The organism is Streptomyces sp. NPDC087270, from assembly GCF_044744625.1.
GTDB lineage: Bacteria > Actinomycetota > Actinomycetes > Streptomycetales > Streptomycetaceae > Actinacidiphila.
Genome location: NZ_JBIUYR010000006.1, coordinates 305,019 through 329,338, shown reverse-complemented (window position 1 = coordinate 329,338; position 24,320 = coordinate 305,019). Strand labels below are relative to the sequence as shown.

Below are 24,320 nucleotides of genomic sequence, written 5' to 3'. Positions count from 1 at the left end.
CGCGGTACCGGCTACTTGATCAGGTAGATCGTGGCGAACAGGCCGATCCAGACGACATCGACGAAGTGCCAGTAGTAGGACACGACGATGGCCGCGGTCGCCTGCTGATGGGTGAACCGCTTGGCCGCGTACGTGCGGCCCAGCACCATCAGGAACGCGATCAGACCACCCGTCACATGCAGCCCGTGGAACCCGGTCGTCAGGTAGAACACCGAGCCGTACGGATCGGAGCTGAGCGAGATCCCGTCCTTCTTGACCAGGTTGGTGTACTCGAAGATCTGCCCGCCGATGAAGATCGCGCCCATCACGAACGTCACGATGAACCACGAGCGCAGCTTCTTCACGTCACCGCGCTCGGCGGCGAACACGCCCATCTGGCACGTGAAGGAGGAGAGCACGAGGATCGTCGTGTTCGTCGCGGAGAACGGCACGTTCAGCGCGTCGGCGTGGGCCTTCCAGAAGGTCTCACCAGTGACCGACCGAAGGGTGAAGTACATCGCGAAGAGGGCCGCGAAGAACATCAGCTCGGAACTCAGCCAGATGATGGTCCCGACGCTGGTGAGGTTCGGCCGGTTGACCGACGGGTGCGCGTGCCCGGTTTCTACTGCTGTTGCTGTCGCCACGTCCGACATTATGTCGGTCCCTTATCCGGCGCTGACTCCGGGGGTCCCCCTTCGGTGTGTCAAGCACCTTCCGCGACCCGCACGGCCTAGTTGGGCGTCCTTCGATCGGGCGACCCCTCCTCGGAAACACCCTGGCGGGAGTAGCATCCGAGCCACTTGAGAAAACCTTCACGAGGAGGAGCCACGATGCAGGCGACCGCCACGGTGCTGGTCTACAGCGACGACGCGAACACCCGGGAGCAGGTCCGGCTCGCCGTCGGCACCCGCCCCTCCGCCGACCTTCCCCCGGTGCAGTACGTGGAATGCGCGACGCTGCCCGCGGTGCTGAGCGAGTTGGAGAAGGGCGGCATCGACGTGATGGTGCTGGACGGGGAGGCCAACCCGGCCGGCGGAATGGGCGTGTGCCGCCAGGCGAAGGACGAGATCTTCCGCTGCCCGCCGGCGATGGTGCTGATCGGGCGCCCGCAGGACGCCTGGCTGGCCACCTGGAGCCGCGCCGACGCCGCGATCACCCATCCGGTGGACCCGGTGGCCCTCACCGACGCCCTGACGGTCCTCCTGCACCGCCGCCTGGAGCCCGTGACGAAGGCCGTCGCCCACCGGTAGGACCGGTGAGCGACGGCAGTCGGTGGGTGAAGGGATGACGGCGCCCACGCGAGGCGGGATCGCGGCAGGAATCAAGCCGTCTGCGGGGTGAGGCGAGCGGGGGTGCCGGCCGGGACGTCGACCGGGGTGGTCTGGTCCTGGTCGGTGCTGCCGGCCCCGGAACCGCTGGGGGTGCTGGGCGTGCTGCCGGCGCCGCCGCCGGAACCGCCGTTCAGCGCGCTGCCCTTCTGCCACTGGGCCCAGCTCAGGTTCCAGTCGCCGAAGCCGTTGTCGAACGGCGTCATCATCGGGCCCTGGCTGTTGACGACCCGCACGACATCGCCGACCCGGACGTGGTCGAAGAACCACTCCGCGTCCGCGGTGCTCATGCCGGTGCAGCCGTGGCTGACGTTGGCGGACCCCTGGGAGCCGACCGACCACGGCGCGGCGTGCACGTACTCGCCGCTCCATGTCACCCGGGTGGCCCAGTAGACGGGCAGGTCGTACGAGTCCGAGCTGCCGGCGGCGATGCCGACGGTGGAGCTCTTCATCTGGACGAACGACTCCTTGTCCAGCACCACCTTGATGCCGTTACGGGTGTCGAAGCCCGGCTTCCCGGTGGTGACCGGGAGGGTGCGGACCACCTTGCCGTCGTCCTTGAACGTCATCTCGTCGGTGGACGCGTCGGTGAGCGCCTCGATCCGGTCGCCGGTGTGCACGGTGAGCGGCTTGTCCGCGCCGCCGTACAGCTTCTTGGCTATCTGCACGCCGCTGAGGGTGCTGCGGGCGCTGATCGTGGCGTGGGCGGGCCAGTACGTGCTGGGGCGGTAGTGCAGGGTGCGGTCGTCGACCCAGTACCAGGAGCCCTTCGCCGCCTGGGGGTTGCTGCTGACCTGGAGGTGGGACTCCACCACGGCGCGGGACTGCCTGTCCTTGACAGGGGCGCTGAGCGTGGCGGTGATCGGCTCGCCGACGCCGTAGGTCCCGGCGTTCGGGCCGAAGGTGACGTGGAAGCCGGCCGCCGCTCCGGTGGTGTCGAAAGTGAGGGTCTTACGGCCGGGGTGGCCGCCCGAGTCCTCGGTGCTCACCCGAACGGTGTAGTGCGCGCCGGCGGCGAGCGGGGTGGTGGAGTGCCAGTGCCTGCTGTCGGCACTGAGCTGGCCGCTGACGTAGCGCCCGGTCGAGTCGGTCGCGGTGACGTCGGTTATCTGCGAGCCGGTCTGCACGGAGACTTTGAGGGGCTTGGCCGGGTTGGCCTTGCCACGGCCGGAGGTACCGAAGGTGACCTTGGCCGCGGCGTCGTGGGGGGAGGCTGCCAGCGGGTTGCCGCCACCGCCGCAGGCGGTGAGCCCTATCGCGAGGGGCGCCGCGAGAATCGCGCGGCGCACGGTTATCAGCCGGCGGGGGCGGGGGCGCTCGGGAAGGTGGTTCATGCGTTCACGCTATGAACGGCCGCCGGTTTCCGCGCGGTGGACGCCTGCAAAACGGTGAGGGCGGGTCCTGAGCACCGTACTGGTACTCCGGACCCGCCCCTCGTGCCGGCGGCCGCTCAGCGGCCGCCTGCGCCGCCTACTGGGTGCGGTCCTCACCGTGGTAGTACTCGAACACCCATCCCCACACGCCGATCAGGATCACCGGCAGGGAGAAGAAGAGCAGCCACCAGCCGAAGATGATGCCGAGGAAGGCCAGGCTGCCGCCGATGCCCAGGGCGAGCGGCTGCCAGCTGTGCGGGCTGAAGAAGCCCAGCTCGCCCGCGTCGTCGGCGACGTCCGCGTCCTCCCGGTCCTGCGCGCCGGTGTCGGCCCGCCGGGCGGTGAACGCCAGGTAGAAGCCGATCATGGTGCACAGGGCGAAGGCCATGAACAGCGCCGTGGTGCCGGCCGCTTCCTTGGACCAGATCCCGTAGACGATCGCCGACGCCAGGATGAAGACGGCGAAGCCCAGGAACATCTTGCCTTGGACCTTCACTTGCCGGCCTCCGTCTCATCCGAGCCGGACAGCGCGGAAGCCGCCGGGGCGCCGCTGTGGGCGAGCGCGTCCATGGCCGCGATCTCCGGGTGGTGCAGGTCGAACGCCGGGGATTCGGAGCGAATCCGGGGCAGGGTGAGGAAGTTGTGCCGCGGCGGCGGGCAGGAGGTCGCCCACTCCAGCGAACGGCCGTAGCCCCACGGGTCGTCGACCTCGACCTTCTTGCCGTACTTCGCCGTCTTCCAGACGTTGTAGAGGAACGGCAGGATCGACAGGCCGAGCAGGAACGAGCTGATCGTGGAGACCGTGTTCAGCGTGGTGAAGCCGTCCGCCGCGAGGTAGTCCGCGTAGCGGCGCGGCATGCCCTCGACACCCAGCCAGTGCTGGACGAGGAAGGTGCCGTGGAAGCCGAAGAACAGCGTCCAGAAGGTGATCTTCCCGAGCCGCTCGTCGAGCATCTTGCCGGTCATCTTCGGCCACCAGAAGTGGAAGCCCGCGAACATCGCGAACACCACGGTGCCGAAGACCACGTAGTGGAAGTGCGCGACCACGAAGTACGAGTCCGAGACGTGGAAGTCCAGCGGTGGCGCCGCGAGGATGACACCGGTCAGACCACCGAAGGTGAAGGTGATCAGGAAGCCGATGGACCACAGCATCGGTGTCTCGAAACTCAGTGAGCCCTTCCACATGGTGCCGATCCAGTTGAAGAACTTCACACCGGTCGGTACCGCGATCAGGAAGGTCATGAACGAGAAGAACGGCAGCAGCACACCGCCGGTGACGTACATGTGGTGCGCCCACACCGTCACCGAAAGGCCGGCAATGGAGATCGTCGCGGCGACCAGGCCGATGTAGCCGAACATCGGCTTGCGGCTGAAGACCGGAATGACCTCGGAGATGATGCCGAAGAACGGCAACGCGATGATGTACACCTCTGGATGGCCGAAGAACCAGAAGAGGTGCTGCCATAGCAGTGCGCCGCCGTTGGCCGCGTCGAAGACGTGCGCGCCGAATTTTCTGTCCGCTTCCAGACACAGCAGCGCGGCCGCGAGCACCGGGAAGGCGAGCAGCACGAGCACCGCGGTCAGCAGCACGTTCCAGCAGAAGATCGGCATCCGGAACATCGTCATGCCGGGGGCGCGCATGCAGATGATCGTGGTGATGAAGTTGACCGCGCCGAGGATGGTGCCGAAGCCGGACAGCGCCAGACCCATGATCCACATGTCGGCGCCGACGCCGGGCGAGTTCACCGCGTTGGACAGCGGCGAGTACGCGAACCAGCCGAAGTCGGCCGCGCCCTGCGGGGTGACGAAGCCGCCCACCGCGATCAGCGAGCCGAACAGGTAGAGCCAGTAGGCGAACATGTTCAGCCGCGGGAACGCCACGTCGGGCGCGCCGATCTGCAGCGGCATGATCCAGTTGGTGAAGCCCGCGAACAGCGGCGTCGCGAACATCAGCAGCATCACGGTGCCGTGCATCGTGAACGCCTGGTTGAACTGCTCGTTGGACAGGAACTGGTTGCCCGGGCGCGCCAACTCCGCCCGCATCAGCAGCGCCAGGACGCCGCCGATCAGGAAGAAGGCGAACGACGTCACCAGGTACATCGTGCCGATGGTCTTGTGGTCGGTGGTGCTGAGCCACGACACCGCGATCGAGCCGGGCTTCTTGACCCGGGCCGGGATTTCGTCCTCGTAGGAGTCGTCGGCCTCCGCCGCTCCCTGAGGTTCGTTGAGAATGCTCATGTGGTCTTGGGCTCCGAGTTCTTCGCGTTGCCCGTGGTGGCAATGCCCGACGGCAGAAAACCGGTCTGACCCTTTGCCGCCAGGTCCTTGAGGTGCTGCTCGTACTGCGCCGGCGTGACCACCTTGACGTTGAACAGCATCCGGGAGTGGTCCACGCCGCAGAGTTCGGCGCACTTGCCCTTGAAGTCACCGAGCCGGCTCGGGGTGACCTGGAAGTCGTTGGTCTGGCCCGGGACGACGTCCATCTTCATCAGGAAGGGGATGACCCAGAAGTCGTGGATGACGTCACGCGAGGTCAGCACGAACCGGACGGACTCGCCCTTCGGCAGCCAGAGGGTCGGCCCGGGAAGCCCGGTGTCCGGGTCCTTGCTGGCCGCGGTGCCGACGTCGTAGACGCCTTCCTCACCGGGCTGCCAGTCGAGCTTGTTCTGCGGGATCTCGTTGAGCTCCGCCGGCACCTTGGTGGGTGTGGCGGGGTTGCCGTCCACGTTCTCCAGGTAGTTGAAGCCCCAGCTCCACTGGAACCCGACCACGTTGATCACGTGCTGCGGCTTCTTCGAGGTGTCCAGCAGCTTCGTCTCGTCCCGGGCGGTGAAGTAGAACAGCACCGCGATCACGAGGATCGGAACGATCGTGTAGAAGGCCTCGATCGGCATGTTGTAACGGGTCTGCGGAGGGACCTCGACCTTGGTCCGGCTGCGCCGGTGGAAGATCACGCTCCACAGGATCAGGCCCCATACCAGTACACCGGTCGCCAGTGCGGCGGCCCAGGAGCCCTGCCAGAGGGAGAGGATTCGCGGTGCCTGTTCCGTCGCCGGGGTGGGCATACCGAGGCGGGGGTAGTCCTTGTAGGAGCAACCCGTAGCGGTTGCCAGGACCAGGCCCGCGGCCAGCGCCCGCGGCAGCCATCGCCGCACCGGGCGCCGCGACAATGGGGTACCTCCCACGCCGTCCTGGCCGTGGGGGAGGTCGGAGCCGTTGGGACTCACGTAGCGCCTTCCCGAGAGTCTCGCCCGCGCGTCCCGAGTGTTCCGGCCGTCTGCTGGTCGGTCGGCCCGAGCGCGGGCGCGTAGGTGTGGATGTTTATGCGGCACAAACCCTACTGGACGCTATTTGGAGTCTCGCGGGGAGGGGGGCCAACGCGCCGGGGCGCTCCCCGAAGGGGTGGATCAGGTGCGGATCGGGTGCGGATCAGGCCCGGTCCGATCCCGGAAATGCGCCACGCCGCGGGTGTTCTGACGCCGCGCCGAGCGGCGCGCCGGGGCGGGCGGCGCGGGTTGTAGCGTGCTGAGGTGCCCTACTTCGACGCGGCCTCCGCCGCTCCCCTGCATCCCGTGGCGCGCCAGGCGCTGCTCGCCGCGCTGGACGAGGGATGGGCCGACCCGGCCCGGCTGTACCGCGAGGGGCGCCAGGCGCGGCTGCTGCTCGACGCGGCGCGCGAGGCCGCCGCGGAGGCGGTGGGCTGCCGCGCCGACGAGTTGGTGTTCACTCCTTCGGGGACGCGCGCGCTGCACTCCGCCGTGTCGGGGGCGGCCGCCGGGCGGCGCCGGGTCGGCCGCCGGCTGGTGGTCTCGGCGGTGGAGCATTCGGCGGTACTCCACGCGGCGGAGGCGGCCGCGGGGGCCGAAACCGTACAAGTGGGGGTGGATCGGACCGGCCGGGTGCGGCCGGCGGACTTCGCCGCGGCGCTCGCGGGCGAGGGGCAGCCGCGGACCGGGCCGGAGTCGGGGGGCGGCGGTACGGCGCTGGCCGCGCTCCAGTCGGCGAACCACGAAGTGGGCACGGTCCAACCGGTCGCGGAGGTCGCCGACCTGTGCCGCGCGGCCGGGGTGCCGCTGCTGGTGGACGCGGCGCAGTCGCTGGCGTGGGGGCCGGTGGAGGGCGCCTGGTCGCTGCTGGCGGCGAGCGCGCACAAGTGGGGCGGGCCGCCCGGGGTCGGGCTGCTCGCGGTCCGCAAGGGCACCCGGTACGCCCCTCAGGAGCCCGCCGACGAAAGGGAGTCGGGCCGCTCGCCCGGCTTCCAGAACCTCCCCGCGATCGTGGCCGCGGCCGCGTCCCTGCGGGCGGTGCGCGCGGAGGCGGCGGCCGAGGCGGCCCGCCTGTCGGTGCTGGTGGACCGGATCAGGGCGGCGGTGCCGCGCCTGGTCCCCGATGTCGAGGTGGTCGGCCACGACCGGCTGCGGCTGCCGCACCTGGTCACGTTCTCCTGCCTGTACGTCGACGGGGAGGCGCTGCTGACCGGTCTGGACCGGGCGGGTTTCTCGGTCTCCTCGGGGTCCTCGTGCACGTCGAGCACCCTGACGCCCAGCCATGTGCTCAAGGCGATGGGGGTGCTGTCGGAGGGGAACGTCCGGGTGTCGCTGCCGGCCGGCACCTCCCCGGCGGACGTCGACCGCTTCCTCGACGCGCTGCCCGAGGTGGTGGCACAGGTGCGCGCACAGCTCGGCGCCCCGACGGCCGTACGCGGAGCGGGCGTTGGCGCCGGGGACGAGGACCCGGCAGAGGTGGAGCCGGCGGGGGTGGAGGCAGCGGAGGCGGAGACGCCAGGGACGGATGCGCCAGAAGTGGCGGCCGAGGGCCTGCTGGTCGACTCGCTCGGCAAGCGCTGCCCGATCCCGGTCATCGAACTCGCCAAGGTGATCGGCGACGTTCCGGTCGGCGGCCTCGTCACGGTGCTGTCCGACGACGAGGCCGCGCGGCTGGACATCCCCGCGTGGTGCGAGATGCGCGCGCAGGAGTACGTCGGCGAGCGCCCCGCCGAGCGCGGCGTCGCCTACCTGGTGCGGCGCCGCGGCTGAGAGGGGACGTCCCGTACGTACGGTGCCGCGGCAACGGCCGGGCCGGTGCCGCGGGATACGGTCAGGCGCCGATGTGCCCGCGCACCTCGTCGGCGGCCGTGTCGCCGTACGCCTTCGTGAACCGCTCCATGAAGTGGCCGCGGCGCAGTTCGTACTCCTGGGTGCCGAGGGTCTCGATCACCAGGGTGGCGAGCATGCAGCCGACCTGGGCGGCGCGTTCGAGGCCGACGCCCCAGGACAGGCCGGACAGGAACCCGGCGCGGAAGCCGTCGCCGACGCCGGTCGGGTCGACCTTCGCCTCTTCCTGCGCGCAGCCGACCACGATGTCCTGCTCGCCCTTGCGTTCGATCCGCACGCCCTTGGCGCCGAGCGTGGTCACCCGGTTCTCCACCCGGTCCAGGATCTCCTCGGCGCTCCAGCCGGTCTTGGACTCGATCAGCCCGGCTTCGTACTCGTTGTTGAACAGGTACGCGGCGCCGTCGACCAGAATCCGGATGTCGTCGCCGTTCATCCGGGCGATCTGCTGGGAGAAGTCGGCGGCGAACGGGATGTTCCGGGTCCGGCACTCCTGGGTGTGCCGGATCATCGCCTCGGGGTCGTCGGCGCCGATGGACACCAGGTCCAGGCCGCCGGTCCGCTCCGCGACGTGGTGCAGTTCGATCAGCCGCGCCTCGCTCATCGCGCCGGCGTAGAACGAGCCGATCTGGTTGTGCGCCGCGTCGGTGGTGCAGATGAAGCGGGCGGTGTGCAGCACTTCGGAGATCCGCACCGAGTCGGTGTCCACGCCGTGGCGCTCCAGCCAGGCCCGGTACTCGGCGAAGTCGGCACCGGCCGCGCCGACCAGGATCGGCTTCGTGCCGAGCTGGCCCATGCCGAAGCAGATGTTCGCGGCGACACCGCCGCGCCGTACGTCCAGCGCGTCCACGAGGAACGACAGGGACACCGTGTGGAGTTGGTCCGCGACGAGCTGATCGGCGAACTTGCCGGGGAAGGTCATCAGATGGTCGGTGGCGATTGATCCAGTTACGGCGATACGCACGACGGCGACTCCCGGGAAACGGTGGTGAGGTCCCCTCACGCTACCGGTCCCCGTGGAGTGGATGGCCGGGTTCCCCCCAGTGGCCAGGCCGTCCCCCGGCCGGCAACGGCAATCCCGGCCACAACGGCGGACGGCCGAAAATTACCGGTTGGTAGCCCTTTGTCCGCCCCGCGAACGTGCCTAGGGTCGAGGTATGAGTACTCCTCGCACCGCCCCGTACACGGAAAACCCCGAAAGCATGGCGGAACTGCTCGGCGACTGCCACCGCACCGCGCAGCACTGGAGCCACTCGGCCCCGGCCGCGCCGCGGCCCGCGCACGTTCGCCCGCCGGGTATCCACGTCCCGCCGAAGTCCGTCGCCGCCGTGCGGGACATGACGGAGTACGGCGCCTGACCAGGCACCCGACCGGGCGCCGCCTCCGCACCTCGCGCCTTCTCGCGCCCCACGCGCCCCAGCCTCACCCGAACGGTGGAACCGCTTCGCGCTCCGCCACGTCCCATGTGCACCTGACGGTCGACAGAGCCGAAGGAGCACCCAGTGAGCAAGGAACGCGACGACGGCGCCAACGAAGGCAGCACCCGTGGCACGCAGCCCGCGGCGAGCGCCGAGAGCCCGGAGAGCGGCGACCGCCCCACCCGTAAACCCCGGTGGGCCATCGCGGCGGTCGCGGCGGCCGTACTCGTGGTCGGCGGCGGTGGCGCCTGGTGGGCGTCCGCGGCGGGCGGCGGAGGCGGCGGCAACGCGGGCGACCCCAGCCCGCTGCGTATGGACGCCCCGGTGAACGGCGCCGCGCCAGGCGCTTCGGGGCCGACCGACGGCGGCGCGGACCTCTACCACCTGACCGGCACGCTGCCGCAGGGACCGGAGAAGGCCGCGGTCTACGCCGCGTCCGGCGCGCTGACCACCGCCGACGTGCAACGCCTCGCCCGGCTGCTGGGGGTGCCCGGCAGCGTGCGCACGGAGAACGGCTCGTGGCGGGTGGGCGCCGAGGCGGGCGCCGCCAAGCCGTCGCTCATGGTGAGCAAGGCAGCGCCGGGCACCTGGACCTACACCTCCGGCGGCGCGCCCGCGACGGGCGCGCGGACCGGCGGTTCCGACACCTCCCCGGTCCCCGCGGCGAAGGCGGCGGCCGTGGCGGCGCCGGTGCTCAAGGGGCTCGGGCTGTCCGGCGCGAAGGTGGACACCTCGACCGCGGTCGGCCCGATCCGCACGGTGAGCGCGGACCCGCGGGTGGGCGGGATGTCCACCCACGGCTGGACCACGTCGCTGCAGATCGGCGCGGACGGCCGGATCAGCAACGGCTTCGGCCGGCTGTCGGACCTCGCGAAGGGCGACACCTACCCGGTGGTGAGCGCGGCGACCGCGCTCAAGGAGCTCAACGCCTCGACCACGATCATGCACCCGGGCGCCGTGAACGGCGGGATCGTGCCGTGCCGGGCCGTACCGGCGCCGTCCGCGAAGTCCGGCGCGAAGTCCGGCGCGAAATCCGGCGCCACCTCCACGACGTCCGGCGGCGCCTCCTCGTCGCCCTGCGTGCCGAGCAGTGGCGGCGGGCAGTCGACCGAGGTGCGCGGCGCGTCCTTCGGGCTCGCGCTGGAGTACGTGTCGGGCGTCCAGACGCTGGTGCCCGCCTGGCTCTTCCAGACCGCGCCGGCCGGGGCGACCCGGACCTCGGTGGTGGCGCAGACCGCGGTCGACCCGCGCTACATCGCGAGCCCGAGCGGCAGCCCCGGCAGCGTGCCGCCCACCGGCCCGGCCTCTCCCCCGCCGTCGCTGAACCCGGGCGGGCCGATCCTGCCCACCAGCCCGGCGGACCCGGCGAACCCGCCGAGCGGCCGGACCGTGCACCGCGTGCCGATCGACTCCTACACCACCGCGGGCCGCACCCTCACGCTCGTCTACGAGGGCGGCGCGTGCGACACCTACCAGGCGTCGGCGAGCGCGAGCAGCGGCCAGGTGCGGGTGTCGGTGGTCGCGACGCCGAAGCCGAAGGGGACGGTGTGCCCGATGATCATCCGGTCGCTGAGCCAGAAGGTGACGCTGGCGGCGCCGTTGGGCGACCGCAAGGTGGTGGACGCCTCGAACGACCGGCCGCTCGCGGGCCGCTGACCGGCCCCGCGACCCGCCGGACACGACGAAGCGGCGGCACCCATGGGGGGTGCCGCCGCTTCCGTGCGACCGCTGCTGTGCGACGCGGTGGAATCCGCGACTCAGCGGCTCACCGACTCAGTGGAAGGAGTCGCCGCAGGCGCAGGAACCCGTGGCGTTCGGGTTGTCGATCGTGAAGCCCTGCTTCTCGATGGTGTCGACGAAGTCGATGGAGGCGCCGCCCAGGTACGGGGCGCTCATCCGGTCGGTGACGACCTTGACGCCGCCGAAGTCCTTGACCACGTCGCCGTCGAGGGCCCGCTCGTCGAAGAAGAGCTGGTAGCGCAGGCCCGAGCAGCCGCCGGGCTGGACGGCGACCCGCAGGGCGAGGTCCTCGCGGCCCTCCTGCTCGAGCAGGCTCTTCACCTTGGCGGCGGCAGCGTCGGACAGGAGGATGCCGTCCGTCGTGGTGGTCTCGTCCTGAACCGTCATGTGCTTCACTCCCGGGTTGTACGGACTGCTGGCTATCGATGCCTAACCGACGCCTATTCGGATTCATTCCGGGTCCGTGGCGACTTCTTCCTCACTCGTCCCTCCATGTTCGCACACGCCCAAGGGATGACCAGCGGTATGCGTCACACTGACGAAACCGGCATCGTCAATCTGACATGAACAGGTTATGATAGATAACGTCAAGTAGACGAGAAGGTCTGCGCGCTGCGAAGAAAGGGCTACGGGCCCGTGACCACCACACAAACGCCGACTGTCCCGACGGAGCCGCTGGACGTCCGGCCCACGCCACTCGCCCTGCTGCTGCTCGGCCGCGAGGCCGACCCGCGCAGCGAGCGCGGCGTGGAGTGCCCGGGCGACCTGCCCGCGCCGTCCGACCCCGACCTGGTCGCGCGGGCCCGGGCCGCCAAGGCCCGGCTGGGCGGGAAGGTCTTCATCCTCGGCCACCACTACCAGCGCGACGAGGTCATCGAGTTCGCGGACGTCACCGGCGACTCCTTCAAGCTCGCCCGCGACGCGGCCGCCCGGCCCGACGCCGAGTACATCGTCTTCTGCGGCGTGCACTTCATGGCCGAGTCCGCGGACATCCTCACCTCGGACGCCCAGCAGGTGATCCTCCCCGACCTCGCGGCCGGCTGCTCGATGGCCGACATGGCCACCGCCGAGCAGGTCGCCGAGTGCTGGGACGTCCTCGCCGACGCCGGTGTCGCCGATGCCACGGTCCCGGTGTCGTACATGAACTCCTCGGCGGACATCAAGGCGTTCACCGGCCGGCACGGCGGCACCATCTGCACCTCGTCCAACGCCCGGCGCGCGCTGGAGTGGGCGTTCGAGCAGGGCGAGAAGGTGCTCTTCCTGCCCGACCAGCACCTCGGCCGCAACACCGCGGTACGCGACATGGGCCTGTCGCTCGACGACTGCGTGGTCTACAACCCGCACAAGCCCGGCGGCGGCCTCACCGCCGAGCAGTTGCGGGCCGCGAAGATGATCCTGTGGCGCGGGCACTGCTCGGTGCACGGCCGGTTCTCGCTGGAGTCGGTCGAGGACGTCCGGGCCCGCATACTCGGCGTCAACGTCCTGGTGCACCCCGAGTGCAAGCACGAGGTGGTCACCGCGGCGGACTACGTCGGCTCCACCGAGCACATCATCAAGATGCTCGACGAGGCGCCCGCGGGCTCCGCGTGGGCTCTGGGCACCGAGCTGAACCTCGTCCGCCGCCTGGCCGCCGCCCACCCCGACAAGCAGATCGTCTTCCTCGACAAGACCGTCTGCTTCTGCTCCACCATGAACCGCATCGACCTGCCCCACCTGGTCTGGACCCTGGAGTCCCTGGCCGACGGCAAGCTGGTCAACCGCATCCAGGTCGACGCGGAGACCGAGCACTTCGCCAAGCTGGCGCTGGAGCAGATGCTGGCCCTGCCGTAACGCACCCGCCCGGCACCCCCGCTCGCGCCCGCCCGCACCCGAGCGGGCCCGAGCACCCGACGGCCCCGGCCGGCGCACCTCCGCCGCCGCCGGGGCCGCCGCACGCTCGGCGCCGCGCGTTCAGCGCCGCACGTTCAGCGCCGCACGTTCAGCGCCGCACGTTCAGCGCCGCACGTTCAGCGCCGCACGTTCAGCGCCGTGCGTTCAGCGCCGTGTGTCAGGCACTTCCGGCGCTTCCGGCACTTCCGCGAGGATGTCCGGCAGTTCGCTCATCCAGTCGAGCACGGCCCGCTCGTAGTGGATGCCGAAGCGCATCGTGGCGCGCTGGTACGGATTGAGGCCGCCCTGCTTCTCCGTGTCGAGGTATCCGGCGAGCCGCTGCTCGTGGGCCGCGCGGTGCCGCTCGACGTACTCGAGCAGCCTGCCGGTGTCGAGATGCGCCCCGAACGCGAGCGTCAGCAGCAGCGGGTACCGGATCTGCTCGGTCTCCGGCGGCTGCGCCATCCACTCCGCGAAAGCCTCCCGCCCGGCATCCGTGAGGGTGTACGGGCGCCGCGAGCGCGTCCCGGTGGCTCCGGCGACGACGAGGCCGCGTTCGTCGAGCGCGCCGAGTTCCCGGTACACCTGGCTGCGCGTCAGGCTCCAGAAGTCCCCGATGAACGCCTCGGCGAATCCCAGCAGTTCATAGCCGCTCGCCTCGCCCGCGTGCAGGAAGCCGAGCAGCGAGGCGGCCGTCGGGTTGAGGTCGGTCCGCGTCACACACATCTCCCTTGACAGTCCACAGTGGACGGTGTTTGTCTGGTCGACACAGTCCACTGTGGCATATGGGGGAGCTTTCATGCATGCTGTCGTGTTGGTGGTCCATGTCGTGTCCGGCAGCCTCGGGCTGCTGGTGGGGCCGGCCGCGATGCTCGCGCCCAAGCGCCCGGGGCGCCATCCGCTACTCGGCCGGAGCTACCAGGTTCTGACCGGCGCGCTGTGCCTGAGCGCCTTCGGCCTGGTCGCCTACCGGCCCTCGCTGTGGTGGCTCGGCGTGATCGGCGCGCTGACCTGGGCGGCGGCGCTGGCCGGCTGGTGGGTGCGGCGGGCGGCCTTCAGCGGCTGGCTGATCTGGCACATCAACCTGATGTGCAGTTCCTACATCTCGTTCGTCACGGCGTTCCTCGTCGTGAACCTGGGGCTGGGGTCGATCGTCGCCTGGGTCCTGCCCGCGGCCCTGGGGACGCCCCTGATCACGCGGGCCACGGTCCGCGCGCTCCGTCCGCGCCGGCCGGCCGTGAACAGCCCTGAACCGGCGGTCTCTGACGTGTCGTAAAGTCGAACGGTGATTCTTCGCCCCGTACGCGATGACGCGCAGGACGCAGGGGTCGTACGGGAGGTCGCGGCGGCCGCGTTCGGCGTGCCGCGGTCCCTGGACGACGGCGGGCCCGCCACGGACGGCGCGGCACGGGCCGCGCGGCAGGACAGCCGCACGCGGCATCTGGCCAGGAGCGACCCCGGCGGGTGCTGGATCGTCGAGGACGAGACGGCCGGGCCGGTGGGCACCGTGCTGTCGTCGCGGCGCGAGGGCACGTGGGCGCTGTCGCTGCTCGCGGTCGTGCCGGGCGCGCAGGGCAAGGAGGTCGGCAAGGCGCTGCTGGCGCGGGCGCTGCACTACGGGCGGGCCTGCCTGCGCGGGATCGCGTGCGCGCCGAGCGATCCGGTGGCCGCGCGGACGCTGCGGCGCGCGGGGCTGACGCTGCATCCGACGCTGCGGCTGTCGGGGCGGGTGGACACCGCCGGGCTCGACCCGCTGGACGGCGCCGTCCACCAGGGCACCGAACGGCACCGCGATCTGATGGACTCCGTCGACCGGCGCACCCGGGGCGGGGCGCACGGCCCCGACCACGAGGAACTCCTGCGGCACAACGCCCTGTTCGTCGTGGACGACCTCGCGGGCAGCGGCTACTGCTACTCCCGCGGCGGGCATGTCGAGGCGCTCGCGGCGACCTCCCGCCGCCTCGCGACCCGCCTGCTCACCGCGGCACTCGTCACGACCCCGCCCGGCGAGGCCGCCCGCGTCACCCACGTCTCGGCGGAGTCCCAGTGGGCGCTCGACGTGGCCGTCGCCGCGGGGCTCGACATCACGAACGACGGTTTCCTCTGCTTACGGGGTCTGCGGCCACCCGAACTGGCCATCCCCTCCCGCACGTTGCCCTAGGGGGCGCCCCTGACCCCCCGGGTGCCCCGGATCTGTCGGCTCAGGGGCCACCTGCGGGTGGGTGGCTGGTCGCGAGGTCCCTCAGTCGACGGGCTGGGGCTCTTCGGAGGGTCCGAGCCCAGCGGAAAGCGCGGCTGCGGCCTGGAGGAGGGGGAGCGCCATGAGGGAGCCGGCGGCTCCGCCGACGGCCACGGCACGGTCGAGGAGAGGTTCGAGGGACACCCGGTCGAGCGCCTTGGCCTGCCCGGCCTCACCGGTGCCGGCCCCGGCCACCCACCAGTCGGGCGCGCGGAAGGCGACCCGCTGGGCGACCAGCGCGCAGGCCGCGCTGACCACACCGTCGAGCACGACGGGCAGCTTACGCACCGCGGCCTGCAGCAGGAACCCGGTGATCGCGGCGAAGTCGGCCCCGCCGACCGCCCCGAGCAGCGCGAGCTGATCCCCGAGTACGGGCCGCGCGCGGCGCAACCCGTCCCGGATCGCCGCGCACTTCCGCATCCAGGCGAGGTCGTCGATGCCGGACCCCCGCCCGGTCACCACGGAGGCGTCGGTGCCGCAGAGCGCGGCGATGAGCACACCCGCGGCCGTGGTGCCGCCGACGCTGAGGTCACCCAGGAGCACGAGGTCCGTACCGGAGTCGGCTTCCTCGTCGGCCAGCGCGAGCCCGGTGCGGAACGCCTTCTCCGTCTCCTCGGGGCTCAGCGCGTCCTCGATGTCGAGCCGGCCCGAGCCGCGCCGTACCCGGTGCGCGGTGACCGGTGCGGGCAGCTCCGCCGGGTCGCAGTCGACCGCCATGTCCACGATGCGCAGCTCCGCGCCGTACTGCCGGGCCAGGATCGCGGCGGGCGAGGTGCCGTCGAGGGCCGCCCGTACCAGCTGCGCGGTGCTGCCCGCGGGCCGCGCCGACACGTCCAGCGACGCGACGCCGTGGTCCGCGGCGAAGACCAGGGCGCGGGGCCGGGTGATCGGGCGCGCCACCACCTGCTCCTGCACCGCGGCGAGCCAGTCCGCCAGTTCGGCGACCTTCCCCAGCCCGCCGGACGGCTGCACCAGCCCGCTCCAGCGTTCCTGCGAGTCCCGGCGCACACCCGCGTCCGGTCGCTCCACCAGGGCCCCGAAGTCGTCCATCTCAATCCCACTCACCCGCCGAACAGTACCGGTCCGCTGCGCTTGGCTGCGCGGACCCTCCAGGCTGCTGTGTTCTGTCGGTTGAGGGACCACCTGCCGGTGGTGGTTGCTCGCGCAGTTCCCCGCCCCTCGGCTACGCGCCGCCTCGGTTACGGTCCGGTTCCCGGCCCCAGGCCGGTGGCCTGCTGAGCGCGCCGTTCCCCGCGCCCCTTCGGCTACGCGCCGCCTCGGGCACGGTCCAGTTCCCGACCCCAGGCCGGCGGTGGGTTGCTCGCGCTGTTCCCCGCGCCCCTCGGATACGCGCCACCTCGGGCACGGTCCAGTTCCCGACCCCAGGCCGGCGGTGGGTTGCTCGCGCTGTTCCCCGCGCCCCTCGGCTACGCGCCACCTCGGTCACGGTCCGGTTCCCGGCCCCAGGCCGGCGGCCTGCTGAGCGCGCCGTTCCCCGCGCCCCTTCGGCTACGCGCCGCCTCGGTCACGGTCCAGTTCCCGACCGCACGCCGTTCCCCGCGGCCCTGGGGAAGGTGCGGCTTCCTCGCGGGGGAAGGGTGCGTCGGCATCGGGCACCCCGGGGGCAGGGGCAGCGTGTCAGCGGAGGGGGATGGGGAGCCCTGAGACCGTGAGGAGGACGTGCTCGGACTCCTCCGCGAGGGTGGCGTTGAGGTGGCCGAGGATGTCGCGGAAGCGACGCCCCGCGGAGGTGGCGGGGACGACGCCGGAGCCGACCTCGTTGGAGACGGCGACGACCGTACGGCGGGTGGCGCGCCAGGCGGCGCGCAGGGCGTCGATGTCGGCCTGGACGGCCGCCGCCCCGGTCCGGTGCCAGGTCTCGTCGTCCCAGGCGCCGGCCGCGTCCATCGCGTGGGTCAGCCACAGGGAGAGGCAGTCCACGAGCAGCGGCGCCCCCGCGGGGTCAGCGAGCAGCGGCAGCAGATCGCAGGTCTCGATGGTGCGCCAGCCGGCGGGGCGGCGCGCACGGTGCGCGGTGACGCGTTCGGCCCACTCCGCATCGCCGTCGCGGGTACCGCCGGTGGCGACGTAGAGGACGTCGGGGAAGGCGGCGAGGCGCCGTTCGGCCTCGGCGGACTTGCCGGAGCGCGCGCCACCGAGGACGAGGGTGCGGCGCGGCAGGTCGGGGACGTTCTGGTAGTCGCCGACGACCAGGGTCGTGCCGTCGGGCACCGCGCGGGCACCGAGCGCGGCGAGGCGGCGGGCGAGTTCGGGCCGGGGCGGCGCGTCGTGGCCGAGGTGGACCGCCACCACGTCGGTGGTCCCGGCGACGGCGCCGACCGCCCGCAGCCGGGCGAGCGCGTCGGGCCGCCCGACCACGTCGAGCAGCACCATGTCGTACGGCACCGCGTCCGCCCCGGCACCGTGGTCGCCGTTGTCCGCGAGGCCCGCCGGGGCACATCCCGGCGGCAGGTACAGCACGCGCAGCCCCTGCGGCGACTCGACCTCGTACCCGGTGCCGAGCGCGTCGGTCGCGACGGCACGCACCCGGTGCCCGGTCAGCACCGACAGCCGCTGCCCGTCCGGCACCCGGGCCGGCGCGGGCAGCCCGGGCGGGATCTCCACCGGCGGGCCGTCGTGCGGATGCGACAGCAGTACGAGGCGTAGCCCGCCGAGGGTCTGTCCGGCGCGGGCCGCGGCCAGCGCGGCCCCCGGGACCAGGTCGAGCAGCACGACGCCGTCGACGAGCACCGAAGTGGCACCGCGCGCCCCCTCCCCCGTGGCGAGAGCGCAGGCGGCACAAGGGCAGTCGGGCACCGGCAGGCCCTCGGGGCCGCCGGTGCCGAGCAGAGTCAGTTCCACGGGACGATCGTCTCGCGCCCGCCGGGCGCGGGCGCGCGGGGGCCGCCCAAGCGGCTGCCGTACGACGCCCGGGGCACCCTGGCCCGTGGCGACTTCGGGGCGCCCTCTCGACGGCTCCGGGGCGCGCTGGAAGGATCATCGATGCCCCGGCGAATCGTGCAGATACGCTTCCTGGGCACTGTCCTCCATTTCCCGGACCGAGGAGAAGCACATGGCGTGGACGTGGCGGTTCGAGGCGGCTGACGGCACCGAGGTGGAGCCCGCGGTGCAGCCGGAGGAGTTCCCCACCCAGGGCGACGCCGAGTCGTGGGTCGGCGAGGTCTGGAAAGAGCTTGCCGCCGGCGGCGCCGACCAGGTCACCCTCTTCGAGGACGGCACCCGCGTCTACGGCCCCATGAGCCTCTCCTCGCCAACCGACGAAGCGGCGACGGACGAGCCGTAACGGGCCCCCCGGGTCGCCCGGTTGCGGATGTGCCGGGGCCTTCCGGTCCCAGGGTGGCCGGCCGCGCACCCACCGGAAGGTCCCGGAACGCGCGGGACGGGGCACCCGGGCGGGTCAGGTCAGGTCCAGTCAGGTCAGGTCAATGACCCGAGGGTGACCTCGGCCGTCTTCGTGCCGGAGTCCCGCACATACGTGACCTTGACCTTGTCGCCCGGCTTGAGCTCCGCCAGCACCTCCGTCAGCGACTGCACCGTGGTGATCGGCGTGGAGCCGACCTTCGTGATCACGTCCCCGGCCTTCAGACCGGCCTTCGCGGCGGCGCCCCCCTTCGTCGCGCTGACGATCGCCGCGCCGGCCGGCTGGAAGTTCGATCCGACGACCCCGCGGACGGTCACGTCGAGCGCGGCCCGCCCGGAGTCGGTGACCTTGCCGCTCTTGATGATCTGGTCGGCGATCCGCTTGACCGCGGAGGAGGGGATGGCGAACCCGATCCCGGGCGCCGCGCCGCTGCCGAGTTGGGGGTCGGTGGCGGCGAGGGTGGGGATGCCGATCACCTGGTTGTCGAGGTTGACCAGCGCGCCGCCGCTGTTGCCGGGGTTGATCGCCGCGGACGTCTGCACCATGTCGGGGATGGTGGCCCCGGTGCCGCCGCTGGAGCCGCTGGAGCCGTCGGAACCGCTCTCGCTGACGGTGCGCCCCGTCGCGGAGACGATGCCCTGGGTGACGCTGCTGGACAGGCCGAGCGGGTTGCCCATGGCGAGCACGATCTCCCCGACGGCGGCGGTGCCGCCCGGCGCGAAGGTGGCCGGCTTGAGTCCCTTGGGCACCGAGGAGAGCCGGATGACGGCGAGGTCGCCCGCGGGATAGGACGACACGAGCCTGGCGGCCAGCGGGCTGCCACCGGTGGCCAGCGACACCTGGAACGAGGTGGCGTTCCCGATGACGTGCGCGTTGGTGACGATGTCGCCCTTGCTGTCGTAGACGACGCCGGACCCGAGGTCCTGCTTGGTGGTGATCTGGACGACCGAGGGCAGCACGTTCTTGACCGTGCTCTGGTAGGCGTTCTGCAGGGCGTCCGAGGAGCCGGCCTTGTCCACCGCGGCCTTGGCGACGGGTGCCCCGGGGCCGGCGTCGGAGGCGGCGCGGGGCGAGGGACTGCATCCGGAGGCGAGCAGGACGGCGGTGCACGCCACGGCGGTACCGGTGGCGGGCAGCAGGAAACGGTGGCGGCGGTGGTCGTTGCGCGATCGACTCATGCCCGAATTGTCGCTTTCGCGAAGTCCCGTGGCGCGGCCCGGACCGCCAATCGGGTCGTATGACCGCTCGGCGCGGTACGCAGCTCAGCGCGGCGCTCCGCTCAGTCCCGTACCCCGGTCAGCCCCGTACCCCGCACAGGTGCAGCAGCGCGGCCACCGCGCGGTACGGGTCGGTCCGGCCCGCCTGCTCCTCGGCCGCCAGCAGCAGGTCCAGCTCGTGCGGGTCGGGCGGGATCAGCGCCAGGTCGGGGGCGCTGTCGGTGAAGATCCGCACGCCGTACCAGGCGCGCAGCGGCACCCCGATGCCGTCGAGCACCGCGGTCAGTGCCGCGCGGCGGTCGGCGCGGGTGGCCAGGCCGAGCCGGTTGGTGTAGGCGTCGGAGCCGAAGGCGCCCAGCGCGGCCGTCCAGTCGCCGAACAGGCCCGGGCGCATGGCGAGCGCGTCACCGTTGCGCACCAGCAGGGACAGCAGGCCGCCCGGGGTGAGCACGCGGGCCAGCGCGGCGAGCAGCGGCTCGGGGTCGGGGACGTACATCAGCACGCCGTGGCAGAGCACCACGTCGAAGCAGGCGGGGCCGAAGTGCCGGCCGGTCTCGCGGCCGTCGCCGCGCAGCAGCACGAAGCGCTCGCGGACGTCCGCGGGCTCTGCCGCGACCGCCTGGTGGAGCGCGGCCAGCATCGCCGGGTCGGACTCCAGGCCGGTGACCAGGTGGCCGAGCCGGGCCAGCCGCAGCGACTGGGTGCCCTGGCCGGGGCCGATGTCCAGCACCCGCAGCCGGCGCCGGGCGTGCGCGCCGGCCGGCTGCGGGAAGCACGCGTCCAGCTGCTCGTCGAGCTGGCGGGCGACCAGCTCCTGGCGGACGGTGTTCCGCAGTCCGCCGAGCCCGGCAAGCCAGCTGTCGGCGCCGCCGGTGAAGCCGCCCGAGCCGGGTCCGCCCGGAAGTGCCGGCCCCGGCCCGCCGCCTCGGCCGAAGCCCGTGGCGAACCCGTCGCCGGCCCCCGACCCGTCGCCGGAGCCGGCCGGCCCACCATGCGATCCGGCGGCGCCGCCGGGCATACCGCCGGGCGCGCCGTCGCCGTATCCGTAGTCGTACCCCGCCGGGCCCCCGTGCCCTCCGGTCAGAGTTTGGTGCCGCGGCTGACCTGCGGCTTCGGCAGCCGCAGCCGCCGCATCTGGAGGGTCCGCATCAGTGCGTAGGCGGTCGCGCCCTTGGTGTTCTTGTCCGCGAACCGCAGCCGGAGCTGGCGGCGCAGCAGCACGCTGGTGACCACCGAGTCGATCACGATCCCCACGATCACGACCAGCCACAGCAGCAGCGACAGGTCCTGCATGGAGCCGGCGATGCTCAGCACCAGGATCACGACCGCCAGCGGCAGGAAGAACTCCGCGACGCGGTAGCGGGAGTCGACGTAGTCCCGGACGAACTTGCGCACCGGTCCCTTGTCGCGCGGCGGCAGGTAGCGCTCGTCGCCCCCGGCCAGCGCCTGGCGCTGCTTGGCCATGTCGACCCTGCGGGCCTCCCGGGCCTGCTTCGCCGCCGACTTCCGGTCGGTGGGCGTGCTCACCGCCTTACGGCGCTGGCTCTGCGCCTCGCTTCGCTTGGGCGTGGGGCGGCCCTTGGGAGCCTGCGGGTCACGCGACTGGTCCTCCAGCAGCGCCGTGTTACTGGCACTCTGGGCCTGCTCATCATGGGAACGACGTCGGAACACATCTCCCAGGTTACGTGGTTCCGGCGCCGCACCCCAGCCCCTCACGTACTCCTTGGGCCCTAGGTCACCGAACCGTGATCGTCCCTACGGATGACCGCATCCGATCCCGAACAGTGCGGTAATGGAACCAAGGCCCGTAGGCTGGGGTCTGTAGAGGTGCTGGAGCAGTTGCCGAGAAGGGGGCGCGCGAGGCCCATGAGCGGTGTCATGAAGCGGATGGGAATGATCTTCCGCGCGAAGGCCAACAAGGCCCTGGACCGGGCCGAGGACCCGCGCGAGACCCTCGACTACTCGTACCAGAAGCAGCTTGAGCTGCTTCAGAAGGTGCGCCGAGGAGTGGCCGACGTGGCCACGTCCCGCAAGCGGCTGGAATTGCAGCTCAACGAGCTGAACAAGAAGTCATCCACCTACGAGGACCAGGGCCGCAAGGCGCTCGCGCTCGGCCGGGAGGATCTGGCCCGCGAGGCGCTGTCCCGCCGGGCCGCGCTCCAGCAGCAGGTCACCGACCTGGAGACGCAGCACACCCAGCTCCAGGGCGAGGAGGAGAAGCTCACGCTCGCCTCCCAGCGGTTGCAGGCCAAGGTGGACGCCTTCCGCACGAAGAAGGAGACCATCAAGGCCACGTACACCGCGGCCCAGGCGCAGACGCAGATCGGCGAGGCGTTCTCGGGTATCTCCGAGGAGATGGGCGACGTCGGCATGGCGATCCAGCGTGCCGAGGACAAGACCGAGCAGCTGCGCGCGCGGGCCGGTGCCCTCGACGAGCTGATGGCCTCCGGCGCCCTGGACGACCCGAGCGGCCTCGCCAAGGACGACCTCCAGGCGGAGCTGGACCGGCTCTCCGGCGGCAGCGACGTCGAGCTGGAACTCCAGCGGATGAAGGCGGAGCTGGCCGGCGGCAGTGGCAGCACCCCGGCGATCGAGGGCGGTCAGAGCGGCCAGGGCACCCAGGGGCAGCCCCAGGACACGCCCCGGTTCGACAAGAACTAGTCGCCCTACCGAGCCTTACGGAGGAGCCGTCGTGATCGTACGGATCATGGGGGAGGGCCAGGTGCGGGTGGAGGACTCCCACCTCACCGCGCTCAACAAGCTCGACACCGAACTGCTCGCCGCCGTCCAGTCCGGCGACGAGCCCGCTTTCCGCCGAACCCTCAGCGCCCTCCTCGACGGCGTCCGCGGCTTCGGTGAACCTCTCCCCGACGACGCCCTGATGCCCTCGGAGCTGATCCTCCCGGCCCCGGACGCCACCCTGGAGACGGTCCGCGACATGCTCAACGACGACGGCCTCATCCCGGGATAGCCCCTCCGGGCAGGTCCGCCGTCACAACAGTGCCCAGCAGGGGCGCGGGGAACTGCGCGGGCAACCGGCCCCCGGCCGGTGGTCCGGACACGACAGCGACAGCCCCTTCGGGTCGGTGACGACCCGCGGGGGCCGCGACGTGGCTGAGCGCGCGGTTCCCCGCGCCCCTGCGTGTGTGCGGCTCCCTCCGCGGAAGGAGCTCAAGACGGCCGGGCACCCCGCGGGGGGTATTACCGTTGCTTACCGTGCAGTACCCATCGGGAGTCCTCGCGCCGTGGCAGTGGCTGCGGGCCCACCAGACCACGGCCGACGCCGGGCTGGCGGCAGCCGTCTTCGTGGTGATCCTGCTGGGCAGCGTGCTGGGCGCGGACACCTACCAGCTGAGCCCGGTGGACGTCGGCCTGGCCGCGCCCGCCTGCGCCTCGCTGAGCCTGCGCCGCCGCGCGCCGTGGTCGGTGCTCGCCTTCACCTGCGCGTTGTGCGCCGTGTTCACCGCGCTGCGCCCGGCCGACGGCCGGGTCCCGGTGATCCTGGCGGCGGCGATGGCGCTGTTCACGGTGGCGGCCCGTACCGACCGGCACACCACGTGGCTGACCGGTCTCGCGGTCTGCGTCGGGCTGACCGCGCTCGCGATGTCCTTCGGCAACGGCCCCTGGTACGGCCAGGCGAACTTCGCGGTCTTCGCGTGGACCGGGATGGCGGCCGCGGCCGGTGACGCGGTGCGCAGCCGCCGGGCGTACATCACCGCGATCGAGGAGCGCGCGGAGCGGGCCGAGCGCAGCCGGGAGCAGGAGGCGCGGCGGCGGGTCGCCGAGGAGCGGATGCGGATCGCCCGCGAGCTGCACGACGTCGTCGCCCACCACATCGCGCTGGTCAACGTCCAGGCGGGCGTGGCCGCGCATGTCATGGACTCCCGCCCGGACCAGGCCAAGCAGGCCCTCGCCCATGTCCGCGAGGCGAGCCGGACCGCGCTGGCCGAGCTGCGCACCACCGTGGGGCTGCTGCGGCAGTCCGGCGAGCCCGAGGCGCCGATGGAGCCGGCGCCGGGGCTGGCGGTGCTGGACCAGTTGCTGGACGGCTTCCGGCGGGCGGGGCTGCGGGTCGCGGTCGAGTGCGAGGGCCAGGGGCCGGACGGGGCGGAGCCGCCCGCGCTGCCCGCGTCCGTGGACCTGACCGCGTACCGGGTGATCCAGGAGTCGCTGACCAACGTGCAGAAGCATGCCGGGCCGCAGGCGGGCGCGGTGGTGCGGATCAGCCGGGCCGGCGGGGAGTTGCGGGTCGTGGTGGACGACGACGGCGCGCCCGGGGCCGCGGCCGGGCCGGCGTCGCCGCTGTTCGGCGGGGCGGTGCCGGAGCAGGACGCCGGCGTGGCGCGGGACCGCGGCGGGCCGGAGGAGGCGCGCGGCGGGGCGCCGGAGCGCGTGCGTACGGCGGCGGGCGGCGCGGACGCGGGTGCTGCGGCGCGCGGCGCGGACGCGGGTGCTCCGGCGCGCGGCACGGGCGCGGGAGGAGCGGGGGGCGGCGCGGGAGGAGCGGGAGGCGGCCACGGCCTGCTCGGCATGCACGAACGCGCCTCCGCGCTCGGCGGGGTCTGCCGCACCGGCGCCCGGCCCGGCGGCGGCTTCCGCGTCTCGGTCCGGCTGCCGCTGACGGTGCCCCCGCACGGTTCGGCGACGCCGTCCCCGTAACCTGG

Annotated in this window: 24 protein-coding genes; 11 read left to right on the top strand and 13 right to left on the bottom strand. The window is 72.3% G+C overall.

Annotation, left to right across the window (positions count from 1 at the left end; all coding sequences use genetic code 11):
• Positions 1-11 precede the first annotated feature (11 nt).
• Complete coding sequence (locus ACIPAE_RS14965) at positions 12-632, bottom strand: heme-copper oxidase subunit III (protein WP_328463083.1); 621 nt, start codon at positions 630-632, stop codon at positions 12-14.
• Positions 633-809: 177 nt separating this feature from the next.
• Between ACIPAE_RS14965 and ACIPAE_RS14960 the strand changes: the two genes are divergently transcribed.
• A complete protein-coding gene (locus ACIPAE_RS14960; protein ID WP_329370347.1) occupies positions 810-1,229 on the top strand; it encodes a hypothetical protein in 420 nt (139 codons plus the stop codon).
• A gap of 71 nt (positions 1,230-1,300) precedes the next feature.
• Here ACIPAE_RS14960 and ACIPAE_RS14955 read toward each other — a convergent pair whose 3' ends face one another.
• From ACIPAE_RS14955 to ACIPAE_RS14940, 4 genes are all read right to left on the bottom strand, one after another.
• On the bottom strand, positions 1,301-2,641 hold the full coding sequence (locus ACIPAE_RS14955; protein WP_329370345.1) for an Ig-like domain-containing protein: 1,341 nt from the start codon (positions 2,639-2,641) through the stop codon (positions 1,301-1,303).
• A 136-nt stretch (positions 2,642-2,777) separates the two neighbouring features.
• A complete protein-coding gene (locus tag ACIPAE_RS14950; RefSeq protein WP_328463088.1) occupies positions 2,778-3,176 on the bottom strand; it encodes a cytochrome c oxidase subunit 4 in 399 nt (132 codons plus the stop codon).
• Positions 3,173-4,918, bottom strand: coding sequence for a cytochrome c oxidase subunit I (gene ctaD / locus ACIPAE_RS14945; protein WP_328463090.1), 1,746 nt, complete (start codon positions 4,916-4,918; stop codon positions 3,173-3,175). The genes ACIPAE_RS14950 and ctaD overlap by 4 nt, the downstream gene beginning before the upstream one ends.
• Positions 4,915-5,907: a cytochrome c oxidase subunit II gene (locus ACIPAE_RS14940; protein WP_329370343.1), complete on the bottom strand. Its 993-nt coding sequence runs from the start codon at positions 5,905-5,907 to the stop codon at positions 4,915-4,917. Before ACIPAE_RS14940 ends, ctaD begins: the two co-directional genes overlap by 4 nt.
• Positions 5,908-6,210: 303 nt before the next feature.
• Here ACIPAE_RS14940 and ACIPAE_RS14935 point away from each other — a divergent pair, with 303 nt between their 5' ends.
• On the top strand, positions 6,211-7,716 hold the full coding sequence (locus tag ACIPAE_RS14935) for an aminotransferase class V-fold PLP-dependent enzyme (protein ID WP_366413435.1): 1,506 nt from the start codon (positions 6,211-6,213) through the stop codon (positions 7,714-7,716).
• 61 nt (positions 7,717-7,777) lie between these two features.
• Here ACIPAE_RS14935 and ACIPAE_RS14930 read toward each other — a convergent pair whose 3' ends face one another.
• Positions 7,778-8,755: a carbohydrate kinase family protein gene (locus tag ACIPAE_RS14930; RefSeq protein ID WP_329370339.1), complete on the bottom strand. Its 978-nt coding sequence runs from the start codon at positions 8,753-8,755 to the stop codon at positions 7,778-7,780.
• Positions 8,756-8,948: 193 nt separating this feature from the next.
• Between ACIPAE_RS14930 and ACIPAE_RS14925 the strand changes: the two genes are divergently transcribed.
• Positions 8,949-9,149, top strand: coding sequence for a hypothetical protein (locus ACIPAE_RS14925; protein ID WP_402445365.1), 201 nt, complete (start codon positions 8,949-8,951; stop codon positions 9,147-9,149).
• A gap of 144 nt (positions 9,150-9,293) precedes the next feature.
• Positions 9,294-10,865 (top strand): hypothetical protein, encoded by a 1,572-nt coding sequence (locus tag ACIPAE_RS14920; protein ID WP_402445363.1) that lies wholly within the window; start codon positions 9,294-9,296, stop codon positions 10,863-10,865.
• A gap of 117 nt (positions 10,866-10,982) precedes the next feature.
• Here the strand turns inward: ACIPAE_RS14920 and ACIPAE_RS14915 are convergent, their stop codons facing one another.
• Positions 10,983-11,336: an iron-sulfur cluster assembly accessory protein gene (locus ACIPAE_RS14915; RefSeq protein ID WP_328463099.1), complete on the bottom strand. Its 354-nt coding sequence runs from the start codon at positions 11,334-11,336 to the stop codon at positions 10,983-10,985.
• A 249-nt stretch (positions 11,337-11,585) separates the two neighbouring features.
• Between ACIPAE_RS14915 and nadA the strand changes: the two genes are divergently transcribed.
• Positions 11,586-12,779, top strand: a complete 1,194-nt coding sequence (gene nadA, locus ACIPAE_RS14910; protein ID WP_402445361.1) for a quinolinate synthase NadA — start codon at positions 11,586-11,588, stop codon at positions 12,777-12,779.
• A 204-nt stretch (positions 12,780-12,983) separates the two neighbouring features.
• On the opposite strand, the gene ACIPAE_RS14905 is transcribed toward nadA, so the two are convergent.
• On the bottom strand, positions 12,984-13,538 hold the full coding sequence (locus tag ACIPAE_RS14905; protein WP_402445358.1) for a PadR family transcriptional regulator: 555 nt from the start codon (positions 13,536-13,538) through the stop codon (positions 12,984-12,986).
• Between the two features lie 79 nt (positions 13,539-13,617).
• Between ACIPAE_RS14905 and ACIPAE_RS14900 the strand changes: the two genes are divergently transcribed.
• Together ACIPAE_RS14900 and ACIPAE_RS14895 are read left to right on the top strand one after the other, a co-directional pair.
• Positions 13,618-14,094, top strand: coding sequence for a hypothetical protein (locus ACIPAE_RS14900; protein ID WP_402445357.1), 477 nt, complete (start codon positions 13,618-13,620; stop codon positions 14,092-14,094).
• A gap of 9 nt (positions 14,095-14,103) precedes the next feature.
• Positions 14,104-14,979, top strand: a complete 876-nt coding sequence (locus ACIPAE_RS14895; RefSeq protein ID WP_329370330.1) for a GNAT family N-acetyltransferase — start codon at positions 14,104-14,106, stop codon at positions 14,977-14,979.
• 81 nt (positions 14,980-15,060) lie between these two features.
• On the opposite strand, the gene ACIPAE_RS14890 is transcribed toward ACIPAE_RS14895, so the two are convergent.
• Positions 15,061-16,122, bottom strand: coding sequence for a nicotinate-nucleotide--dimethylbenzimidazole phosphoribosyltransferase (locus ACIPAE_RS14890; RefSeq protein ID WP_402445354.1), 1,062 nt, complete (start codon positions 16,120-16,122; stop codon positions 15,061-15,063).
• A gap of 573 nt (positions 16,123-16,695) precedes the next feature.
• Positions 16,696-17,919 carry a bifunctional adenosylcobinamide kinase/adenosylcobinamide-phosphate guanylyltransferase gene (locus ACIPAE_RS14885; RefSeq protein WP_402445352.1) on the bottom strand — a complete coding sequence of 408 codons (1,224 nt, stop codon included), beginning with the start codon at positions 17,917-17,919 and terminating at the stop codon, positions 16,696-16,698.
• 211 nt (positions 17,920-18,130) lie between these two features.
• Here ACIPAE_RS14885 and ACIPAE_RS14880 point away from each other — a divergent pair, with 211 nt between their 5' ends.
• A complete protein-coding gene (locus ACIPAE_RS14880) occupies positions 18,131-18,361 on the top strand; it encodes a hypothetical protein (RefSeq protein ID WP_328463108.1) in 231 nt (76 codons plus the stop codon).
• Positions 18,362-18,495: 134 nt separating this feature from the next.
• On the opposite strand, the gene ACIPAE_RS14875 is transcribed toward ACIPAE_RS14880, so the two are convergent.
• From ACIPAE_RS14875 to ACIPAE_RS14865, 3 genes are all read right to left on the bottom strand, one after another.
• Positions 18,496-19,617 (bottom strand): S1C family serine protease, encoded by a 1,122-nt coding sequence (locus ACIPAE_RS14875; RefSeq protein ID WP_402445350.1) that lies wholly within the window; start codon positions 19,615-19,617, stop codon positions 18,496-18,498.
• A gap of 118 nt (positions 19,618-19,735) precedes the next feature.
• The gene (locus ACIPAE_RS14870; RefSeq protein WP_329374370.1) at positions 19,736-20,467 is read right to left on the bottom strand and encodes a class I SAM-dependent methyltransferase; all 732 of its coding nucleotides are present in this window, start codon (positions 20,465-20,467) and stop codon (positions 19,736-19,738) included.
• Between the two features lie 269 nt (positions 20,468-20,736).
• A complete protein-coding gene (locus ACIPAE_RS14865) occupies positions 20,737-21,327 on the bottom strand; it encodes a DUF3043 domain-containing protein (RefSeq protein WP_329370322.1) in 591 nt (196 codons plus the stop codon).
• Between the two features lie 195 nt (positions 21,328-21,522).
• Here ACIPAE_RS14865 and ACIPAE_RS14860 point away from each other — a divergent pair, with 195 nt between their 5' ends.
• The 3 genes from ACIPAE_RS14860 (at position 21,523) to ACIPAE_RS14850 (ending at position 24,315) form a co-directional block, all read left to right on the top strand.
• Positions 21,523-22,317 carry a PspA/IM30 family protein gene (locus ACIPAE_RS14860; protein ID WP_329370320.1) on the top strand — a complete coding sequence of 265 codons (795 nt, stop codon included), beginning with the start codon at positions 21,523-21,525 and terminating at the stop codon, positions 22,315-22,317.
• 31 nt (positions 22,318-22,348) lie between these two features.
• Positions 22,349-22,627, top strand: coding sequence for a hypothetical protein (locus ACIPAE_RS14855; RefSeq protein WP_402445347.1), 279 nt, complete (start codon positions 22,349-22,351; stop codon positions 22,625-22,627).
• Between the two features lie 245 nt (positions 22,628-22,872).
• Positions 22,873-24,315: a sensor histidine kinase gene (locus tag ACIPAE_RS14850; protein WP_402445345.1), complete on the top strand. Its 1,443-nt coding sequence runs from the start codon at positions 22,873-22,875 to the stop codon at positions 24,313-24,315.
• The last annotated feature ends 5 nt before the right edge of the window (positions 24,316-24,320 follow it).